The sequence below is a fragment of the Exiguobacterium sp. s36 genome, assembly GCF_018618345.1.
Classification (GTDB): Bacteria; Bacillota; Bacilli; order Exiguobacteriales; family Exiguobacteriaceae; genus Exiguobacterium; species Exiguobacterium chiriqhucha.
In genome coordinates this window covers 289,153-307,912 of the sequence record NZ_JACSLW010000001.1, presented here as the reverse complement: position 1 = coordinate 307,912, position 18,760 = coordinate 289,153, and the positions used below count along the sequence as shown (strand labels likewise).

General features: G+C 51.8%; 17 protein-coding genes. 16 read left to right on the top strand and 1 reads right to left on the bottom strand.

What is annotated here, in order from left to right:
- Positions 1-28: 28 nt before the first annotated feature.
- From KNP95_RS01580 to coaE, 14 genes are all read left to right on the top strand, one after another.
- Positions 29-583: a FadR/GntR family transcriptional regulator gene (locus KNP95_RS01580; protein ID WP_021065617.1), complete on the top strand. Its 555-nt coding sequence runs from the start codon at positions 29-31 to the stop codon at positions 581-583.
- Positions 584-597: 14 nt separating this feature from the next.
- Positions 598-1,452 (top strand): acetyl-CoA carboxylase, carboxyltransferase subunit beta, encoded by an 855-nt coding sequence (gene accD, locus KNP95_RS01575; RefSeq protein ID WP_029595180.1) that lies wholly within the window; start codon positions 598-600, stop codon positions 1,450-1,452.
- Positions 1,445-2,380, top strand: coding sequence for an acetyl-CoA carboxylase carboxyltransferase subunit alpha (locus tag KNP95_RS01570; RefSeq protein WP_021065619.1), 936 nt, complete (start codon positions 1,445-1,447; stop codon positions 2,378-2,380). The genes accD and KNP95_RS01570 overlap by 8 nt, the downstream gene beginning before the upstream one ends.
- 160 nt (positions 2,381-2,540) lie before the next feature.
- Entirely contained in the window at positions 2,541-3,509 is a 969-nt protein-coding gene (gene pfkA, locus KNP95_RS01565) for a 6-phosphofructokinase (RefSeq protein ID WP_029595181.1), read from the top strand.
- Positions 3,510-3,604: 95 nt separating this feature from the next.
- On the top strand, positions 3,605-5,347 hold the full coding sequence (pyk, locus tag KNP95_RS01560; protein WP_021065621.1) for a pyruvate kinase: 1,743 nt from the start codon (positions 3,605-3,607) through the stop codon (positions 5,345-5,347).
- A gap of 67 nt (positions 5,348-5,414) precedes the next feature.
- Entirely contained in the window at positions 5,415-5,879 is a 465-nt protein-coding gene (locus KNP95_RS01555; protein WP_021065622.1) for a DUF441 domain-containing protein, read from the top strand.
- A gap of 183 nt (positions 5,880-6,062) precedes the next feature.
- Entirely contained in the window at positions 6,063-7,175 is a 1,113-nt protein-coding gene (citZ, locus tag KNP95_RS01550) for a citrate synthase (protein WP_021065623.1), read from the top strand.
- Positions 7,176-7,293: 118 nt separating this feature from the next.
- A complete protein-coding gene (gene icd / locus KNP95_RS01545) occupies positions 7,294-8,562 on the top strand; it encodes an NADP-dependent isocitrate dehydrogenase (RefSeq protein WP_029595182.1) in 1,269 nt (422 codons plus the stop codon).
- Positions 8,563-8,592: 30 nt separating this feature from the next.
- A complete protein-coding gene (gene mdh, locus KNP95_RS01540) occupies positions 8,593-9,528 on the top strand; it encodes a malate dehydrogenase (RefSeq protein ID WP_214835184.1) in 936 nt (311 codons plus the stop codon).
- 185 nt (positions 9,529-9,713) lie between these two features.
- On the top strand, positions 9,714-10,418 hold the full coding sequence (locus KNP95_RS01535) for a response regulator transcription factor (RefSeq protein WP_214714578.1): 705 nt from the start codon (positions 9,714-9,716) through the stop codon (positions 10,416-10,418).
- Complete coding sequence (gene pnpS / locus KNP95_RS01530) at positions 10,415-12,142, top strand: two-component system histidine kinase PnpS (protein ID WP_021065627.1); 1,728 nt, start codon at positions 10,415-10,417, stop codon at positions 12,140-12,142. The genes KNP95_RS01535 and pnpS overlap by 4 nt, the downstream gene beginning before the upstream one ends.
- 207 nt (positions 12,143-12,349) lie before the next feature.
- Positions 12,350-14,947 (top strand): DNA polymerase I, encoded by a 2,598-nt coding sequence (gene polA / locus KNP95_RS01525; protein WP_214835183.1) that lies wholly within the window; start codon positions 12,350-12,352, stop codon positions 14,945-14,947.
- Between the two features lie 20 nt (positions 14,948-14,967).
- Positions 14,968-15,792: a DNA-formamidopyrimidine glycosylase gene (mutM, locus tag KNP95_RS01520; protein WP_214835182.1), complete on the top strand. Its 825-nt coding sequence runs from the start codon at positions 14,968-14,970 to the stop codon at positions 15,790-15,792.
- Between the two features lie 12 nt (positions 15,793-15,804).
- Positions 15,805-16,410 (top strand): dephospho-CoA kinase, encoded by a 606-nt coding sequence (gene coaE, locus KNP95_RS01515; protein ID WP_029595185.1) that lies wholly within the window; start codon positions 15,805-15,807, stop codon positions 16,408-16,410.
- Between the two features lie 17 nt (positions 16,411-16,427).
- Here coaE and KNP95_RS01510 read toward each other — a convergent pair whose 3' ends face one another.
- The gene (locus KNP95_RS01510; RefSeq protein WP_029595186.1) at positions 16,428-16,910 is read right to left on the bottom strand and encodes a site-2 protease family protein; all 483 of its coding nucleotides are present in this window, start codon (positions 16,908-16,910) and stop codon (positions 16,428-16,430) included.
- Between the two features lie 154 nt (positions 16,911-17,064).
- Between KNP95_RS01510 and KNP95_RS01505 the strand changes: the two genes are divergently transcribed.
- Positions 17,065-18,096 carry a glyceraldehyde-3-phosphate dehydrogenase gene (locus tag KNP95_RS01505; RefSeq protein WP_214835181.1) on the top strand — a complete coding sequence of 344 codons (1,032 nt, stop codon included), beginning with the start codon at positions 17,065-17,067 and terminating at the stop codon, positions 18,094-18,096.
- 231 nt (positions 18,097-18,327) lie between these two features.
- Positions 18,328-18,714, top strand: a complete 387-nt coding sequence (gene speD, locus KNP95_RS01500; RefSeq protein ID WP_029595188.1) for an adenosylmethionine decarboxylase — start codon at positions 18,328-18,330, stop codon at positions 18,712-18,714.
- Positions 18,715-18,760: the final 46 nt, after the last annotated feature.

The window sequence follows — 18,760 nt, the reverse complement described above, 5'->3', positions numbered from 1 at the left end:
GCCATCCAAAAGGGAGTTGAACGGTCAGATGCATGGAAAACACGCATCCTCATTTCACGAAAACATTTCTAAAATCAGAACGTTAATCGTCCAGGCCGCACTCGAGCCGGGCGACCGTCTCCCGTCAGAACGGGAACTCGCTGAAACGCTGTCCATCAGCCGTGCGTCAGTCCGTGAAGCATTACGGGCTCTCAGCTTCCTTGGGATTGTTGAGACGAAACACGGCGGCGGCACGTTTTTGTGCGAACAGGATCGGCACCGTTACATTGAAATCTTGTCAGAGTTCATCGTCACGAAACAGACGAAGGCGTCGGACATCGTCGATATGTTGCGTTTGCTTGAGCGCTTGGCGTTGACGGAGGTCGAACCGACCCCGGAACGCATCGCGTTGCTCGAGTCGAGCGTTGAGACGGACCGCGCCTTCAGGCAAAACCTCATCTTCGGATTAAAGAATGAACTGTTCATTCGAATCTGGAGCGAAGTGAACCGGTTTTATGACGGCACGGACGCAGGCGACCTATATACGGAAGACGAACGTAGACGATTGTTGGAGATGTGGCGTGGGGCGGGGATGCCGGAATGAACGAGGGGGAAGCGATGACTGCTTTTTTCAAGAAACCTAAACGATATATGCCATTGCGTCAACGAGAACCAAAGATTGATGCACCACAAGGCTTGATGACGAAATGTCCATCTTGTAAATATATGCATTACACGAAACAGTTAAACGAGAATCATAAAGTGTGTGATTGCGGCTACCATTTCCCGCTCAGTGCAGATGAGCGGATTCACATGTTGGTCGATGGTCAATCGTTTGAAAAATTTGCGGGACCGCTCGTCAAAGAGAACCCGCTTGATTTTCCAGATTATGAAGATAAATTGAAAAAAGACAGGGAACGAACTGGGATTGAGGAAGCGATTGTTTGCGGTCGTGCCACAATCGATGGGCTCCCGGTCGTCGTCTGCGTCATGGATGCCCGTTTCCGTATGGGGTCGATGGGCGCCTACGTCGGAGAAGCAATCGCCTCGGCGGTCCGGACCGCGACGAAAGACGGATTGCCGGTCGTCTTGTTCACGGCCTCGGGCGGTGCCCGCATGCAAGAAGGCATGGTCAGCTTGATGCAGATGGCCAATACGTCAATCGCCTTGAAAGAACATGACGAGGCGGGTCTTCTGTATGTCGCCTACTTGACGCATCCGACAACAGGTGGCGTGTCGGCGAGTTTCGCGATGCTTGGTGATGTGAACGTCGCCGAACCTGGAGCGTTAATCGGCTTTGCCGGTCGTCGCATCATCGAACAGACGATTCGTGAAAAATTGCCAGACAACTTCCAAACTGCCGAGTTTCTATTAGAAGCGGGTCAATTGGACGCCGTCGTTCATCGTGAACAGATGCGTTCGTTCTTGAAGAAGATGATCGTGTTACACGGCGGGGAGGTCCATCATGTTTGATCCAATCAAAGAAGTAAATGAACAGCTCGGGAAGTTGCGTGAGACGGCGGAGACGAAAGGAATCGATTTATCCCGTGAAATCCGTCACCTTGAAGCGAAGCTTCATCGATTAGAAAAAGACATTTATGGGAATATGAAACCGTGGGATCGCGTGCAGCTGGCGCGAAATCCGAAACGCCCGACGACGCTCGATTATATCGATCGCCTGTTCCCGGATTTCATCGAATTGCACGGTGACCGTCACGGCTATGATGACGCTGCGATTGTAGCGGGATTGGCCACACTCGACGGCGTCCCGGTGACGATTATCGGTCATCAACGTGGGCGGAACACGAAAGAGAACATGAAACGCAACTTCGGGATGCCACATCCAGAAGGCTATCGCAAAGCGCTTCGTTTCATGAAGCAAGCAGAGAAGTTCAATCGTCCGGTCATCACGTTCATCGATACAAAAGGCGCCTACCCTGGGAAAGCGGCCGAAGAGCGTGGACAAAGCGAAGCGATTGCCCGCAACTTGTTTGAAATGGCGACGTTGAAAGTTCCGATTATCTCGATTGTCATCGGGGAAGGCGGATCGGGCGGTGCGCTCGGGATTGGTGTTTGCGACCGGTTGCTCATGCTTGAAAACAGCACGTACTCGGTCATTTCACCAGAAGGCGCGGCTGCCCTGCTTTGGAAAGACGCGAAGCTTGCGGAACGCGCTGCGGAAACGATGAAGATTACGGCACAAGATTTGTTGAATTTAGGGATTGTCGATGAAGTCGTCACCGAGGTGTTTGGTGGTGCCCATATCGATGTGTCATTACAGTCATCACTCTTAAAGCCTGTATTAGCACAACACATGACTGAGTTGCGAGGACGGACTCAAAACGAGTTGTTGCAAGGGCGTGCTGCCAAATATCATGAAATTGGCACAATTGGCTCGTGAAAACGTTAACAATCGCTTTGCGTTCACGTTAAATCACTCACGAGTTGACTGCTTTTGAGCATACCCCATGCTTTTTTTTCACATACTTGTGTTGTAAAACAAAGGTCAGACATGGTATTTTATTTTCAGATTTCGTTAAAACACATAAGAGGTGAGTGACGTGAATTTAAAACGTATTGCGGTATTGACAAGTGGGGGAGACGCCCCCGGAATGAACGCTGCAGTCCGTGCCGTGACCCGAAAAGCGATTTTCGAAGGTCTAGAAGTGTACGGTGTGTATAACGGCTATCAAGGTCTAATCGAAGGAGATCTCGTTGAATTGAACCTCGGTTCTGTCGGTGACATCATCCAGCGTGGAGGAACATTCTTACGTTCTGCCCGTTGCCCTGAGTTTAGAACGGAAGAGGGCCGTGCCAAAGCGGTCGAGCAGTTGAAGAAATTCAATATCGACGCGCTTGTAGTCATCGGGGGCGACGGTTCTTACCGTGGCGCCCAGAAGTTGACGGAACTTGGATTCCCGACAATCGGGCTTCCAGGAACGATTGACAACGATATCCCAGGAACGGATGCAACAATCGGGTTCGATACGGCGCTCAATACGGCGCTTGACGCGATTGATAAAATCCGTGACACGGCGTCGTCGCATGAGCGGACGTACGTCATCGAAGTAATGGGTCGTGATGCAGGTGACATCGCACTTTATGCCGGTCTTGCCGGTGGTGCCGAGTCAATCCTCGTCCCAGAACGTCCAGAAGATTTGAGTGCCATCGTCGACCGCATCAACCATGGTGTGGCGCGCGGTAAGAAACATTCGATCGTCGTTGTCGCCGAAGGCGCAGGCAGTGCCGAAGAAATCGGAAAAATGATCGCTGAGAAGACAAACTCAGAGACGCGTGTAACGATTCTTGGACATATCCAACGCGGCGGTTCCCCGACTGCTGCTGACCGTGTGCTTGCGAGCCGCATGGGTGCGTATGCCGTTGAGATTTTACTCGAAGGCAAAGCCGGACGTGTTGTCGGTATCCGCGGCGGTAAGATGATGGATCTTGATATCGATGAAGCGCTCGACCATAACAAACATTCGATTGATATGCAGTTGATTGATCTTTCGAACCAACTTTCGATTTAACGAGTAGCAGTGAACTCCACAGAGACGGGATCAGGTCGGTCGACCCCCCGTTTTCTGTGTGTAAATGTAATACATCCCCTAGGAGGTTTTTATTTATGCGTAGAACGAAAATTGTATGTACGATTGGACCAGCTTCAGAGAAACGTCTTCCAGAAATGATTGAAGCCGGAATGAACGTCGCTCGTCTCAACTTCTCACACGGTGACTATGAAGAGCACGGCGCACGTATCCGTGACATTCGCGAAGCATCAAAAGCTGCCGGTAAAGTCGTGACGGTACTTCTTGACACGAAAGGTCCTGAAATTCGTACACATACGTTTGAAGAAGGAAAAGCACTCCTCGAAAAAGGCAAAGAAGTCATCATCGTCTCGACAGAAGAAATCGTCGGAACGAAAGATCGTTTCTCAGTCACGTATGAAGGCTTGTACGAAGACGTTGAAGTCGGTTCACGCATCATGCTCGACGACGGACTCATTGGTCTCCTTGTCGTTGAGAAACTCCCGAACCGTGACCTTCGCTGCGTCATCGAAAACGAAGGCGTCATCAAGACGAAGAAAGGTGTCAACTTGCCTAACGTCAAAGTGAACCTTCCTGCCCTTACAGACAAAGACATCGCCGACATCGAGTTCGGTATTTCTCAAGACATCGATGTCATCGCGGCATCGTTCGTACGCCGTGCGTCTGACGTCGTTGAGATTCGTCAACTTCTCGAGCGCAACAACGCGTCACACATCAAAATCTATCCAAAAATCGAAAACCAAGAAGGTGTCGACAACATCGACGAAATCTTGGCGATTTCTGACGGTTTGATGGTCGCTCGTGGTGACCTCGGAATCGAGATCCCAACAGAAGAAGTCACACCAGTTCAAAAAGAATTGATCAAGAAGTGTAACGACCTCGGGAAACCGGTCATCACGGCTACACAAATGCTTGATTCAATGCAACGCAACCCGCGTCCAACACGTGCGGAAGCATCTGACGTTGCCAACGCCATCCTCGATGGTACGGACGCAGTCATGCTTTCAGGTGAGACGGCAGCAGGGGACTACCCAATCGAGTCAGTTCAAATGCAAGCAGCAATCGCTGTTCGTACTGAGCAAATGCTCGACTACAAAAACTTGCTCAAAGATCGTCAGAAGCGCAGTGAGCACACGGTAACGGATGCGATCTCACAAGCGGTTGCCCACACGGCAATCAACTTGAACGCGAAAGCGATCTTGACACCGACACAATCAGGTTACACGGCTGCTCGTACAGCGAAGTATCGTCCAGAGGCGAACATCATCGCGGTCACAGAGTCAGAGCGTGTGGCACGTCAATTGAACCTCGTTTGGGGCGTGTACCCAATCGTGGCTGACACGATGCCAAACAACACGGATGAGATGTTGGTACAAGCTTCAGAAGCAGCTCGTCACGCTGGATTCGTTACAGACGGTGACCTCGTCGTCATCTCGGCTGGTATCCCGGCTGCGACTGCTGGTACGACAAACATGATGAAAGTTCATATCGTCGGTCACGCCCTCGCAAACGGACGTGGGATCGGTGAGCGTGGTCTCGTCGGTGAAGTCGTCGTTGCGAACAATGCAGACGAAGCGAATGCGAAAGCGAAAGAGGGCATGATTCTCGTCGCACCATTCACAGATAAAGAAATGATGCCAGCGATTGAAAAAGCGGCTGGAATCATCACAGAAGACGGTGGATTGACGAGCCATGCCGGTATCGTTGGACCATCACTCCGCAAGCCGGTTATCGTCGGTGTCGAATCAGCGACATCAACGTTCCGCGACGGACAGATGATTTCAATTGACCCACTTACTGGTAAAATCTACAACGCGTAATCGAATGCCAATCGAACCGACCTTTTCATGAGGTCGGTTCTTTTTCCATTCAGAAAGAGAGTGTGTGATGAGTGCCTATTTATTCTTGCTGTTGCTCGTATTGATTGGGGTTATCTCCCATAACCAGTCGGTCATCATCGCCAGCAGCGTCCTCTTGATTATTAAAGCGGTCGGATTCGGCGACCAATTGTTCCCGACGCTCGCCTCAAAAGGCATCCATTGGGGGGTAACGATTATTACAATTGCCGTCCTCGTGCCGATTGCGACCGGCGACATCGGATTCCGGGAATTGTGGAATAGTATTAAAGGTCCAGTCGGCATCATCGCGTTCGCCTCTGGAATCTTCGTCGCGCTTGCCGCCGGCCAAGGGGTCCAACTGATGCGGGTCGACCCCGTCGTCACGACGGCATTGCTCGCTGGGACCATCCTGGCCGTCGGTTTCATGAAAGGCGTGCCGGTCGGACCGCTCGTCGGAGCCGGCATCGCCGCCTTGATTTTAGGTGGATTTAGCCTGTTACAAAAATGGTTCTGACATTTTTTGACGGCTGGATACGCTTACATTTCTTTTTTTCAGTAAATTGTTTATACTAGATAAAGGACAGGGTGGAGCGAGCTCGAAACGGATTGGGGAGAGTCTTCGACTCCTCGCCCTTATTCCCTACACACAGACTGTATATGCGGTCGATCACTTTTAAAGACTGAGGGGGAGTTATTGATGTCAACGACAAAAGGTTTAGAAGGAATTGTGGCAGCGGCCTCAAAAGTCAGTTCGATTATCGACGGACAATTGACTTACGGAGGATACACGATTGACGATTTGGCAGACCACGCCACATTCGAAGAGGTTGTTTTCCTATTATGGAACGACCGCCTTCCGAAAGAAGATGAATTAACTGAGCTCTCAGCAGCGCTCGTGAAAGAAGCCAAATTGCCAGAAGACGTCATCGCGACGCTCGAACGGGCACCGAAATCGGCCAATGCGATGGCGACGATTCGGACTGCACTTTCACAGCTCGCGCTTTATGATGAAGAGTCTGAAGATATGAGTCCGGAAGCGAACATGCGCAAAGCGATTCGTCTCCAAGCGCAAATCGCCACGATTGTGACGGCATTCGCTCGTCTTCGTAAAGGCGAACAACCGGTTGCACCAAAACAGGGCTTGTCTTATGCGGGCAACTTCTTGTACATGTTGAATGGAGAAGAGCCGAGCGAGGTCGCCGAGAAGACGATTGACAAGGCACTCATCCTTCACGCCGACCATGAATTGAACGCTTCGACGTTCACGGCACGCGTCTGCGTTGCCACATTGTCGGATATTTATTCTGGTGTGACGGCGGCGATGGGCGCCCTTAAAGGCCCGCTCCACGGAGGTGCGAACGAGGCGGTCATGAAGATGCTTCATGAAATCGGATCGGTCGACAAAGTCGAAGACTACGTCCGCGGCAAGTTCGAACGCCGTGAGAAGATCATGGGCTTCGGTCACCGTGTCTATAAGGACGGCGACCCACGCGCGAAACACTTGAAAGAGATGAGCCGCCAATTGACTGCTCAAATCGGCGAACCGGAATGGTACGAGATGTCTGAGAAAATCGATCATCTCGTCGAGACGGAAAAAGGCTTGAAACCGAACGTCGATTTCTATTCGGCGTCAACATATTACGCGCTCGGCCTCGACGAAGAGTTGTTCACGCCGATCTTTGCTGTCTCACGCATGTCGGGCTGGATTGCCCACATCCTCGAGCAGTACGCGGACAACCGTTTGATCCGTCCTCGCGCTGAATACATCGGCGAGACGAACCGGTCATACGTCCCGGTGAACGAGCGTTAATTGACGCCGAACGAGAAGTTCGAGTCACAATTTAGACATAAACTTTGGTAAACTAACAATTGACGTAGGTCGGCGCTCGCGTCGGCCTACATAAATGTACTTAGGGGGATTCATTATGTTGACACAAAACGAAAAGATTACAGTTGAAAACGGTGTATTAAACGTACCAAACGTACCGACGATTCCATTTATCATCGGCGACGGCACAGGACCTGATATTTGGAACGCATCAGTGCGCGTCTTTGATGCGGCTGTCGAAAAAGCATATGGCGGCGAGAAGAAAATCGAATGGATGGAAGTGTACGCTGGGGAGAAGGCCTACAACCAAAAAGGCGAATGGCTTCCAAACGAGACACTCGATCAAATCCGTGAATATTTGATTGCCATCAAAGGTCCATTGACGACACCGGTCGGCGGCGGAATCCGTTCACTCAACGTAGCACTCCGTCAAGAACTTGACTTGTACACGTGCTTGCGCCCGGTCCGTTACTTCACAGGCGTCCCTTCACCGGTCAAACGCCCAGAGGATACAGACATGGTCATCTTCCGTGAGAACACAGAAGATATCTACGCAGGAATCGAATACGCGTCAGGTAGCGACGAAGTGAAGAAGTTGATCTCATTCTTGAAAGAAGAGATGAACGTCAACAAAATCCGTTTCCCAGAAACGTCTGGAATCGGAATCAAGCCAATCTCGTCTGAAGGAACAAAACGTCTTGTTCGTGCGGCGCTCGAGTACGCCATCGCGAACAACCGTAAATCGCTCACGCTCGTTCATAAAGGAAACATCATGAAGTTCACAGAAGGCGCCTTCAAAAACTGGGGCTATGAGCTTGCAGAAGAAGAGTACGGCGACAAAGTCTTCACATGGGCGCAGTATGACCGTATCAAAGAAGAATCAGGCGAAGCGGCTGCGAATGAAGCGCAATCGAAAGCAGAAGCAGAAGGCAAAATCATCGTAAAAGATTCAATCGCTGATATCTTCTTGCAACAGATTTTGACACGTCCGCGTGAGTTCGATGTCGTGGCCACGATGAACTTGAACGGTGACTACATCTCGGATGCGCTCGCTGCCCAAGTCGGCGGAATCGGAATCGCCCCTGGAGCGAACATCAACTACGTGACGGGCCATGCTATCTTCGAAGCGACACACGGTACGGCACCGAAGTATGCCGGCCTCGACAAGGTCAACCCGTCATCGGTCATCTTGTCTGGTGAAATGATGCTTCGTCATATGAACTGGAACGAAGCGGCTGACCTCATCATCAACTCGATGGAGAAGACGATCGCCTCGAAAGTCGTCACATACGATTTCGCTCGTCTCATGGACGGCGCGACAGAAGTGAAGTGTTCAGAGTTTGCGGATGAATTAATTAAAAACATGTAAGACATCAGCTAAACCAAGGGGGAGAGCACAATGATTCGTCGCAATAAAATCTCGGTTATCGGTAGCGGATTCACGGGGGCCACGACGGCACTGTATTTGGCTCAAAAAGAACTCGGTAACGTCGTCTTGCTCGATATCAAAGAAAACGAGAACCCGACGAAAGGAAAAGCGCTCGATATGCAAGAGACGGCGCCGATTCAAGGGTTTGACTCGTGGATTACAGGGACGTCGGACTATGCCGAAACGGCGGACTCGGATATCGTCGTCATCACAGCGGGAATCGCGCGCAAGCCAGGCATGAGCCGGGACGACCTCGTCTCGACGAACGCCAAAGTGATGCGGGCGGTCACGAAAGAAGTGGCCCGTTACTCGCCGGACGCGATTATCATCGTCTTGACGAACCCGGTCGACGCGATGACGTGTGCCGCCTTCAAAGAGTCGGGCTTCCCGAAAGAGCGGGTTATTGGTCAATCCGGTGTGCTTGATACGGCCCGGTTCCGGACGTTCGTCGCTGCGGAGTTGAATATATCCGTGAAGGACGTTTCTGGATTCGTGCTCGGCGGGCACGGGGATGACATGGTCCCGCTCATCCGCTACTCGTATGCGGGAGGAATCCCGCTCGAGAAATTGTTGCCGACCGACCGCATCGAAGCAATCGTCAATCGGACCCGTAAAGGCGGCGGTGAGATCGTCCAACTGCTCGGTAACGGATCGGCCTACTATGCGCCGGCCGCGGCCATCGTCGAGATGGTCGAAGCGATTCTCAAAGATCAACGGCGTATTTTACCGGCCATCGCGTATCTCGACGGCGAATACGGTTTCCACGACTTGTATCTCGGTGTTCCGACGATTCTTGGTGCGAACGGAATCGAACGTGTGCTCGAACTTGAATTGACGGAAGCCGAAACGGCGGCGCTACAGCGTTCAGCCGACTCGGTCCGCTCCGTCCTGAACGTCCTCAACTGAGGGCTTACCTCGTCTGCCATGGCAGACGAGTTTTTTTGTATGCGTGGCGCATGCTACACTGAAAGCAGAACGTGGATTTGTTTTGTTTTTGTAAAGATTTGCTTTGAGGTTGGTCGTAGGTGGCATTGATTTGTAAAATAGGTAGTGTACATGACTGAACAGATAGATTAGAGGAGGAACTAAGCGTGGCTGATAAAGTAATTGTTGTCGATGACGAGGTGTCGATTGCGACGTTATTAAAGTTTAATTTAGAACAAGCCGGGTTCGAAGTCGAGACGGCGCACGATGGAAAGACCGGACTTGAACTGGCCGAGAAACAAGATGCCGTCTTGATTGTCCTCGACTTGATGTTGCCTGAGATGGACGGTCTTGAGGTTTGTAAACGGCTCCGCCAACAAAAAGTGAACACACCGATTCTCATGTTGACGGCGAAAGATGATGAGTTCGATAAAGTGCTCGGCCTCGAACTCGGTGCCGATGACTATTTGACGAAACCATTCAGCCCACGAGAAGTCGTGGCCCGGGTCAAAGCCATCCTGCGCCGTTCGGCCCCACAAGAAGCGCCGGCGACGGACACGGACGTCATTGAGATTGGTGACGTGAAAATCATCGCGTCGAACTATGAAGTGTTCAAGAACGGCGAACGGCTCGAGTTGACACCGAAAGAGTTCGAACTGTTGGCCTACCTGGCCAAAAATAAAGGACGCGTCTTGACGCGCGACCAGCTCTTGTCGGCGATATGGAATTACGACTTCGTCGGAGATACGCGCATCGTGGACGTCCACATCAGCCACCTCCGGGAGAAGATTGAACCGGTGACAAAAAAACCGACCTATATCAAGACGATTCGCGGCCTCGGCTATAAGATGGAAGAGCCGATGGCCGAATGAAGACGTACCGCTCGCGGTTTTTGACGACGCTCATCCTGCTCGTGACGGGCGTCTTATTAACCCTCGGAATCGTGCTCGGTCAATTATTCAAAGATTTCTATTTGGATTCTGAACGCGACCGCTTGAAAGAAGACGCTGAGTTGGCGGCGCTCTATTTAGACGGAGGCGACCTTGCGGACATCCAAGACTACGTCGGTCAAATCGATGATGAGAGCAGTTTCGATATCTTGCTCCTCAATCGTCGGATGGAAGTCATCGCCGGGACACCGTTTCGGGTCGGTTCCTTTGATTTCCGGATGGATGCCTCGTCGATTCCGGAAGGCGGGACGTTCGGCAACGAGACACGCGAGGACTTGATTCAGTTCACGAAGCCGATCGAACTGTCATCCGGTGACACGGTATATTTGAGTTTTATCCGTTATGTCTCCGATTTGGAAGGGGTGTATGACCGGATTTGGCTGACCATCGCGCTAGCCTTGATTTTCTCGTTCTTCTTAATCCTTTTCGTGTTACACAACCTGACGAACCAATTCATCCGACCGATCGACGAGGCGACCATCGTCTTGCGGGAACTGGCGGACGGGAACTATCGGGCCCGCGTCTACGAGTTGCGAAACGATGAGGAGACGGGCAGCCTGGCCGGGTCGATTAACGTGCTCGCCCGCAACTTGGAGACAATCTCACTCGGGGAATCGGTTCAACGGGCAAGGCTTGAGTCGCTCATCGAGTATATGGGGGCAGGGTTACTTTTGGTCGACGAACGTGGCATCGTGACGCTCGTCAACCGCTCGTATCGCGACATGTTCCAATATGATGAGTTGATGATCGGTCAGTTTTATCATGGAATTTTGCCGAGCCCGGACGTTGAGACGCTGATTGAAGACGTCTATTTGACAGAGGAGCCGCATCGCCGACAACTATCGATTCGGTCCGGTTTCAACCAAAAGACGTATATGGTATCGGCCGCACCGATTTTCAGTGATACAGGCATGTTGCGCGGGACGACGCTTCTCTTTAACGACATCAGCGAGTTGAAGCGACTTGAGAAGATGCGCAAGGATTTCGTCGCGAACGTCAGTCATGAACTGAAGACGCCGCTCACGTCGATTCGTGGTTTCAGCGAGACGCTGCTCGACGGGGCGAAAGAAGTGCCGGAACTACGCGATCAATTCTTGGATATCATTCAAAAGGAAGCGACGCGCATGCAGATGCTCGTCGAGGACTTGCTCGAACTGTCGCGGCTCGAACGGGAAGACTTCCATTTGGAGTTCACCCCGGTCCAACTCAATCAGCTCGTCGAGGAAGTCTGTCTCGTGCTCAGTCAAAAAGCGGAACAGAAATCGATTCACTTGGAGTCACGTCATGATGGGGAAGTCGTCTTGCAGGCGGACATGAACCGAATCAAACAAGTCATCTTGAATCTCGTCGCCAATGCGATTAACTACTCGCCGGAAGGTAGCCAGGTCGAGATTGCGGTCGAGAAGAGACCGGACGGCTCTTATTTGATTGTCAAAGACAACGGCATCGGCATCGCGCCGAAAGAAGTGGGCCGAATTTTTGAACGGTTCTACCGGGTCGATAAGGCGCGGAGCCGAAACTCCGGCGGGACGGGTCTTGGTCTTGCCATCGTCAAGCATATCGTCGATCTCCATCACGCGACGATTCAAGTCGATAGCGTCGAAGGCGAAGGAACGACGTTCACCATCAAATTCCCGAGTGCTTAACAAGGAATTCATGGTGAATTCATACCGGCTTTACAAAGCGATGCTACTCTATGGATGAGACCTCTTCATCATCTCGTGTCCCGATTGGTGCTCATCTCCACTCGATCGGGAAGATCGACCCTTTTCTAGTACCTAGAAAAGGGTCTTTTTTTTCGAACGCATGTACCCGTATGATATGATGGAACCAGATAGAATGGAGGTTGTCCAATGAATAAACTACTACTCCTTGACGGAAACTCACTCACGTATCGTGCCTTTTTCGCGTTGCCTCCGATGACGGATGCGAGCGGTCGAAACACGAACGCCGTGTACGGGTTCACGATGATGTTATTGAAGCTGATGGAAGACGAACAGCCGACACATTTCGCGGTCGCGTTCGATGCGTCGAAAAAGACGTTCCGCCACGACACGTATGCCGACTATAAAGGTGGACGGCAAAAGACACCGGGTGAGCTCCGCGAGCAATTCCCGATCGTCCGTGAGATTTGCGAGGCGTTCGGTATCAAAGTACTTGAGCTCGACCAGTACGAGGCCGATGACATCATCGGGACGCTTTCAAAAAATACCGCGTTCGACCAAGTGACGGTCGTCACGGGTGATAAGGATTTACTGCAGTTGATTGACGACCGTGTCACCGTCTATTTGACAAAGCGCGGCATCACTGACGTCGAGACGATGGACGCAGCGGCGTTCCACGAGCGGTATGAGGGACTGAGTCCGCTTCAAATGATTGATTTGAAAGGTCTGATGGGCGATAAATCCGACAACATCCCGGGTATCCCCGGTGTCGGTGAGAAGACGGCCCTCAAATTGCTCACAGCTTACGGTTCTGTGGAAGGCCTATATGAACATACGCATGAACTGAAAGGGAAACAAAAAGAGAAGGTCGAGGCGAACGAGCGGGAAGCGCTCATGTCGAAACAATTGGCGACGATTTATACCGACGTGCCGATTGACGTCACCATGGACGAGCTCACGTTCCATCCGTATGACGCTGGAAAAGTGAAGCCGTTGTTCATGAGCCTGCAGTTCAAGTCGCTTCTCGGGAAACTGAGTCTCGACGCGTCGAGCGAGGAAGCCGTGGAAGTACGTGATGTGAACCATATTGGGATTGACGAGCAAGATTTGACAGAAGCGGTCCTCTTCCTCGAGCAACTTCGCGACGATTATTTCGAAGAATCGGTCATTGGCGTGGCCATCGCTTCAAAAGCCGGGGTGACCGTCGGTGACGTGTCGCTCTTAGACGTGCCGGCTGTCCGCGAATGGCTGGCGGATGAAAACCGGGCCACGATTTGTCTCGATGCGAAACAGACGATCATTCAATTGAAACGCCACGGCGTGTCGCTCCGAGGCTACGAGGACTTGCTCGTCGCTGGCTATTTGCTCAACTTGTCGGGCGGGACGACGCTCGACTCGATTGCCGCTCATTTCGAATACGCCTTGCCTGAAGATGAGGCCGTGTATGGAAAAGGGGCAAAACTGCACGTGCCGGAACAAGACGTCCTCGAGCAACACCTCGGGGAGAAGGCGATGGCCATCTTGACGTTGTTCGTCAACGTCAGTAACGAACTCGTCAAAAACGAGCAGACATCGCTGTATGAGGATTTGGAACGACCGCTCGCCTCGGTGCTCGCTGAGATGGAGTGGGCCGGGATTCATGTCGATGTGGCGACGTTGAAGGTGATGGAAGACGATCTTCGCGAACGCCTGCTTCAGCTCGAGACCGAAATTCACAGCCTCGCCGGTGAAGCGTTCAATATCAATTCACCGAAGCAACTCGGCGTCATCTTGTTCGAGAAGCTGGCGTTGCCGCCGGTCAAGAAGACAAAGACGGGGTACTCGACGGCGGCGGACGTGCTTGAGAAGCTTGCACCACTCCACCCGATCGTCGAACATATCATGCATTACCGCGAACTTGGGAAGTTGCAGTCGACGTACGTCGAGGGGTTACAGAAAGTCATCAAGGACGACGGGAAAATCCATACCCGTTACACGCAGACGTTGACGCAGACGGGACGATTATCGTCGGTCAACCCGAACTTGCAAAACATCCCGATTCGCTTGGAAGAAGGGCGCCGGATTCGTAAGGCGTTCACGGCGAGCGAATCCGATTGGGTGCTCTATGCGGTCGACTACTCACAAATCGAACTCCGCATCATGGCCCACATGTCGCAGGATGAAAAGATGCTCGAGGCGTTCCTGCATGACGAGGATATCCATACGTCGACGGCAGCCAACGTGTTCCGGGTCGCCAAAGAAGAAGTGACGTCGCTCATGCGACGCCAAGCGAAAGCGGTCAACTTCGGAATCATCTATGGCATTAGTGATTACGGGCTGTCGCAAAACCTCGGCATTAGCCGAAAAGAAGCGCAGACGTTCATCGATACGTACTTCGAGCAGTTCCCAGGAGTGAAACGATTCATGGATGCCGCCATCGAACGGGCCCGGGAACACGGCTACGTCGAGACGATGTTGAAACGCCGCCGCAATATCCCAGACATCCATTCCCGCAACTTCAACTTGCGCGGTTTCGCCGAACGGACGGCCATCAATACGCCGATTCAAGGGACGGCAGCCGATATTATCAAGAAAGCGATGATTGACGTCGATGTGGCGCTCCGCGAATCGGGCTTACGCTCGAAACTATTGCTTCAAGTCCACGATGAACTCATCTTCGAAGGACCGAAAGCAGAGACGGAAGCGCTCGAAAAAATCGTCAAGCAAGCGATGGAGCACACAATCACCTTGGATGTCCCGCTCCGCGCGGACGGTTCGTTTGGTGAGACGTGGTTCGACACGAAATAAGAGCGAGAAAGGAAATCAATATGCCTGAATTACCAGAAGTGGAGACGGTCTGTCGCCGATTGCGACCGTTCGTCTCCGGAAAAACGATTGCAAATGTCGAAGTGCTCGACGCGAAAATCATTCGGGGACACGAACCGGAGATTTGGAAACAACAGTTGCTCGACGAGACGATACAAGACGTCGAGCGACGGGGGAAATTTATTTTGTTCAAATTGACGAACGGATATCTCGTTTCGCATCTCCGAATGGAAGGGAAATTCTTCCCACATGACGAAATGGTCAATCCGGTCAAACATACGCACGTTGTCTTCACGTTCACGGACGGGACGACGCTTCATTACAACGATGTCAGAAAGTTCGGCACGATGGAACTGAAGACGAATGACGAGTTGTATGTGACACCGCCGCTGTCGCTACTCGCACTTGAACCGTTCGATTCGGGAGTGACGGCGGAGACGCTCCACACCCGCTTGAAGCGGATGAATGTCCGTGCCATCAAGACGGCACTCCTTGACCAGTCGATTTTCGTCGGTCTCGGCAACATTTACGTCGATGAGACGTTGTTCCGGGCCGGGGTCCATCCGACGCGCCCGGCGGCCTCGCTCTCGCTTGACGAGGTGCGCTCGGTGCATCAAGAAGCTGTGGCCGTGTTGACTGAAGCGATTGAGCGCGGCGGGAGCACAATCCGAAGCTACACGAATCCGGATGGGGCGAGCGGAACGTATCAAGAGACGCTCTACGTATATGGTCAGACCGGTGAGCCGTGTAAACGATGCGGCCGACCGATTGAAAAGATGAAATTGGGCGGACGGGGCACGCACTACTGTCCGCACTGCCAACAGTAAGAGGTGGACACGATGTTGAAGATTGGTTTGACAGGTGGAATTGCGACAGGGAAGTCGACCGTATCCCGTCTGTTTCGAAAACAAGGAATCCCGATTATCGATGCCGATAAAATGGCGCGGATCGTCATCGAGCCGGGAGGCAAGGCGTTCGCGGCCGTTCGTGAGGCGTTCCCACAATGCTTCTCGGGCGACGCATTGAACCGTCAGGCGCTCGGACGTGAGATTTTCCATGATGATGCCAAACGTCAATTGCTGAATCAACTCATGCATCCGGCCATCCGCGAGGAGATGCTCGAGGAGATGCGTGGCTATGAGGCGGCGGGCGAGAAGGTCGTCATCTTCGACATCCCGCTCTTGTTCGAAGGGACGATGCGGGACCTCGTCGATTATACGGTCGTCGTCTATTGTCGGGAGGAGATTCAGCTGATGCGCCTCATGGAGCGGAACGGCTTGACGAAAGCTGAAGCGCTCGCGCGCATCCATGCCCAAATGCCGATTGAAGAGAAGAAGCAACAGGCTGATTTTTTAATCAACAACAACGGTGCCTTAGGCGATTTATCGGCCCAAGTGGCCCGCCTCGTCGAACAATTTGAAGACATGAAAAAAGAAGGCGACTGAGCGCCTTCTTTTTTTGTTCAGTTCAATGGGTCTGAGTCCGGTCGGCCTTTCTTCCATGTGTCGAAGATGGCTCGGCCGTCACTTGGATGACCGTTCGAATAATAAATCGGATAGAGCGAGAAGAACACGTAATAAAACGAGAAGTACGCGAATTGATACGTATATAGCGTCGGTTCAATCTCACGCATCAAGATGAAGGCGTTCACGATCAAGATGCTCGATAGGTTGAAGATGGATCCGCCCGCGTAGACGAGACTCCGGGTCAAGCGGTTACTATATTTCAAGTCGCTGAACTGACACCACGCGTCATAGAAGTAGACACGGTTGAATTGCAGGCGCCCGACTTTGAATAATTTCTTACCGGTCCCAATCTCCATATCGAGCGAACCCCCAAATAGTTTCGCGAAGAAGAAATGGCCGAATTGATGGATAATCGTCACTATCGGCAAAATGATGAAAAACGAGATGATAAATTTGTCTAAATCGGTCCAATCGAACATGCTGTCTAGCTCCTTTCCAAGCTCTTCACCAAATTTCCCTCTTTTTCAAATCTGAAACTGTAAAAAAGTGAAAGAAATGTGACGATTCATAGTGAAAACGCTTCCATTTTTCCGTTATAATGGTGTCGTAACGCAGAAAAAAGGGGGACTTTACATGGGGACGAAAGTTGCAATCAATGGATTTGGTCGAATCGGGAGAATGGTATTCCGAAAATTGATGCTTGAAGGGCGTCACGACGTGGTCGCCATCAATGCGAGTTATCCGGCGGAGACGCTCGCCCACTTGATTAAGCACGACACGGTCCACGGACCGTTCACACTCACGGTCCGGGCGCATGGGGATGCGCTTGAAGTTGATGGGAAGCGAATCATGCTCGTCTCCGAGCGTGATCCGGAGCGGTTGCCGTGGAATGAGCTCGGGGTTGAAATCGTCATCGAGGCGACCGGTAAATTCAATTCAGATGTCGGGGCGAGAAAACATTTGACGGCCGGTGCGAAGAAAGTTATTTTGACGGCACCAGGAAAAGGGGAGCTGCGGACGATTGTCATGGGGGTCAACGATCGTGACTATTTACCGGAACACGATCACGTCATTTCGAACGCGTCGTGCACGACGAACTGTCTCGGCCCGGTCGTGAAAGTATTAGACTCGACGTTCGGCATCGAGACGGGACTCGTCACGACCGTGCATGCCTATACGAATGATCAAAACAATATCGACAATCCGCATAAAGACCTACGGCGCGCCCGTGCTTGTGGTAGTTCCATTATACCGACTTCGACCGGGGCTGCCAAAGCCATCGGACTCGTCTTGCCTGAATTGCAAGGTAAGTTGAACGGGATGGCACTTCGCGTCCCGACACCGAACGTCTCGCTCGTTGACCTCGTCGTCGAGTTGCGCCGGGACGTGACGGTCGATGAAGTAAATGAGGCGTTCGAGCGCGCGGCTCACGGAGAGATGACGGGCATCCTCGGTGTCTCGAACGAACCGCTCGTCTCGATCGACTTCAACGGTGATGAGCGTTCGTCGATTATCGATGCTGATTCGACAATGGTTCTCGGTGGAAACCATGTTAAAGTACTTGCTTGGTACGATAACGAGTGGGGCTATTCGTGCCGTGTTGTTGACCTATTGGACATGGTCGCGAGCTACTTGCAAATCGGGCAACAAGAAACCCACGTTTGAAAAAATATATTTACACAAAAATATTTTTAATGAATTGAAACAAATGTCTTGTATCGACGTCCCAAACACGATACACTCTAACTCGTGAACTTCAATTGGTCTGACAAACGCAACTTAAAGGGTTAGGACCTCTTAGGACTAACTTGCCCCCGTGGTTGTGGGCGATTCAGGCACAAAGTGAGTGAACATCAACTACTTTGAGACCATTGATGTAAAGGGGGATCCACTAATATGGATACTATGGGACGTCACATTATTACAGAACTTTGGGAGTGCAATCCCGACAAATTGAACGATATCGACTACATCGAGCGCTTGTTCGTCGATGCAGCACTTCGTTCGGGCGCTGAAGTCCGCGAAGTCGCTTTCCACAAATTTGCGCCACACGGTGTAAGTGGAGTTGTTATCATCTCAGAATCACACTTAACGATTCACAGTTTCCCAGAGCATGGCTACGCATCAGTCGATGTGTTCACATGTGGGGACCGAATCGATCCGGCCACAGCTTCGCAGTACATCGCGGAAGGCTTGGAAGCAAAAGTTCGTGAGGACGTGAAACTTGATCGCGGAATGGGACCGATTCGTGTTCCGGAAGCGCAAGTTGCAATCAGCAAATAATCAGATTGACCTTTTGAGGCTGGCCGAATTTCGGTCAGCCCTTTTA

Bases quoted from the DNA above. Each gene is read 5' to 3' on its own strand.
- KNP95_RS01570 (WP_021065619.1), top strand. From the start codon at position 1,445: ATGTTTGATCCAATCAAAGAAGTAAATGAACAGCTCGGGAAGTTGCGT.
- KNP95_RS01555 (WP_021065622.1), top strand. From the start codon at position 5,415: ATGAGTGCCTATTTATTCTTGCTGTTGCTCGTATTGATTGGGGTTATC.
- pnpS (WP_021065627.1), top strand. From the start codon at position 10,415: ATGAAGACGTACCGCTCGCGGTTTTTGACGACGCTCATCCTGCTCGTG.
- polA (WP_214835183.1), top strand. From the start codon at position 12,350: ATGAATAAACTACTACTCCTTGACGGAAACTCACTCACGTATCGTGCC.
- pyk (WP_021065621.1), top strand. From the start codon at position 3,605: ATGCGTAGAACGAAAATTGTATGTACGATTGGACCAGCTTCAGAGAAA.
- KNP95_RS01580 (WP_021065617.1), top strand. From the start codon at position 29: ATGCATGGAAAACACGCATCCTCATTTCACGAAAACATTTCTAAAATC.
- mdh (WP_214835184.1), top strand. From the start codon at position 8,593: ATGATTCGTCGCAATAAAATCTCGGTTATCGGTAGCGGATTCACGGGG.
- KNP95_RS01510 (WP_029595186.1), bottom strand. From the start codon at position 16,910: ATGTTCGATTGGACCGATTTAGACAAATTTATCATCTCGTTTTTCATC.
- accD (WP_029595180.1), top strand. From the start codon at position 598: ATGACTGCTTTTTTCAAGAAACCTAAACGATATATGCCATTGCGTCAA.
- citZ (WP_021065623.1), top strand. From the start codon at position 6,063: ATGTCAACGACAAAAGGTTTAGAAGGAATTGTGGCAGCGGCCTCAAAA.
- KNP95_RS01505 (WP_214835181.1), top strand. From the start codon at position 17,065: ATGGGGACGAAAGTTGCAATCAATGGATTTGGTCGAATCGGGAGAATG.
- mutM (WP_214835182.1), top strand. From the start codon at position 14,968: ATGCCTGAATTACCAGAAGTGGAGACGGTCTGTCGCCGATTGCGACCG.
- speD (WP_029595188.1), top strand. From the start codon at position 18,328: ATGGATACTATGGGACGTCACATTATTACAGAACTTTGGGAGTGCAAT.
- coaE (WP_029595185.1), top strand. From the start codon at position 15,805: ATGTTGAAGATTGGTTTGACAGGTGGAATTGCGACAGGGAAGTCGACC.